The 1620-nt window shown below is 27.0% G+C and carries 2 protein-coding genes; both read right to left on the bottom strand.

Translation table 11 applies throughout. From position 1 onward, the window contains the following. Window positions 1-235: 235 nt before the first annotated feature. The gene (locus Q0733_RS12880) at window positions 236-580 is read right to left on the bottom strand and encodes a hypothetical protein (protein WP_298782731.1); all 345 of its coding nucleotides are present in this window, start codon (window positions 578-580) and stop codon (window positions 236-238) included. Between the two features lie 216 nt (window positions 581-796). Then, window positions 797-1543 (bottom strand): TlpA disulfide reductase family protein, encoded by a 747-nt coding sequence (locus Q0733_RS12875; RefSeq protein WP_298782729.1) that lies wholly within the window; start codon window positions 1541-1543, stop codon window positions 797-799. Window positions 1544-1620 lie beyond the last annotated feature (77 nt).

Genomic DNA, 1620 nt, shown 5'->3' with positions numbered 1-1620 from the left:
TCTTCTATTCTTTTTTCTTATCATTATTACAAATCTATTAATTTAGATTTGTTGCGTTAAGTTCTTGAATAGAGGTTCGTACTGTTCAAATTACTGGCAACGTTTATGTATAAGAATAGTTGCGGGTTTATATGTGAGGATTTTCCGAAGGAAAATTAGACGTTACAAACACGCAACGACTTTTGATTAAGCACTAATCCGCAATTATTTTTATACCGTGTTGGCAACAGTATTTTTATTCCGATTTTGCTTTTCTTTTTTCAGCTTTTCGTTTCCGTTTTTCTTCTTTTTTCTTTTTTTTCAAATATTTGTGATGTGCAAGAATTGTTTTATTGTCAGCAATCCCATTAATATCGACCTCGTATCCAAATTCTTTTAATTTCTCTTGGTACTTTTTCATTTTGAGTTTATTCTGCTCAATTTTTATAAGTTCCTCTTTAGTTTTTTCTTTATTACTTTCCGCTTTTATTTTTTCGCAATCAACTTTTTTCCATTCAAATTTCTTTTCATAAACAAAGCATCTTACGTAACATTTTCCAGCTTTCGGATTTGGTGGTAAATCATAATTTTGTGCTTTCAATTGAGACGTGAAAGTCAATATTATAGTCAGAAGTATTATGTTTCTCATTTGTTTTGCGTTTTGTTCGGATATTGTTGCTAACGTGTTTGTGTATGATTTCGTTGCGTGTTTAAGCACTAAAGTTAGCAAATAAATCACAGATAGAAAGTCCGCGAGGACTTTCGTAAGTAGGCTATAACTAGCAATGAATTATACACGGTGTTAGCTACAGTTTCTTTATTTATTTAATTCTTCAATAATATTTTCAAGATAAACCAAGTCTTTTTCAGTTCTTTCTTTCATTTTTTTCTTTTCATAATCATATACAGTAGGAATCCCTCCTCCCACATATTTAATAACTCCTTGTTTATTTAAGAGAATAATTTTAGGGTAAGATCTATTGCCTAATTCTTTTTTTAAATAATTTTTTGCATTTACAATTTGTTCAAAATTGAACTTTTTCTTTTTTAGAAAATGTTTCACCTTTTCTTTAGAATCAAAAGTTATAGCAACAAAGTTGACTTCATTCTTGTATTTTTCTTTCAGAGTATTGAGTAAAGGTATTTCTTTTACACAAGGAAAACAATTAGTAAACCATAGATTAATCAAAGTAACCTTTCCTTTGTAATGCTCTAACGTTCTTCTTTTTGATTCAATATTCCTTAATTTAAATTCAGGTATTTTTTTATTCTCTAAAATGAATATTTTTTCATTTCTAGTAGATTCATATTTAATATCATACCGAACAATATTAATTATTGAATCAGATTTTTTTAATGTTTTAAGTATTTTGTAACTAGCTTTAAATCTGTGGGTAGCATTTTTATTTCCATTTTTTTTTGCTTTTATATTTAATTCTGAAATTTTATTTTCTAATTGAATTTTAGTTAAAATTTCACTTTTATCACTAAATTTATAAAATTCTTGAGATGTAATTGATAGATAGCAAAGCATAAATACTAATACTAAAATTTCCTTTTTCATATGCTGCATTCAAGTTGTTAACGCAACAAACCGTTGCTGATTATTTATGTTACTAAGCTACAAATTTTAGTTCAAAA

Source organism: uncultured Polaribacter sp. (genome assembly GCF_947500975.1).
Taxonomy (GTDB): domain Bacteria; phylum Bacteroidota; class Bacteroidia; order Flavobacteriales; family Flavobacteriaceae; genus Polaribacter.
This window is presented reverse-complemented; position numbering and strand designations above follow the sequence as displayed.

Excerpts from the sequence above, each read along its gene's own strand:
- Q0733_RS12875 (WP_298782729.1), bottom strand. The coding sequence starts at position 1,543 with ATGAAAAAGGAAATTTTAGTATTAGTATTTATGCTTTGCTATCTATCA.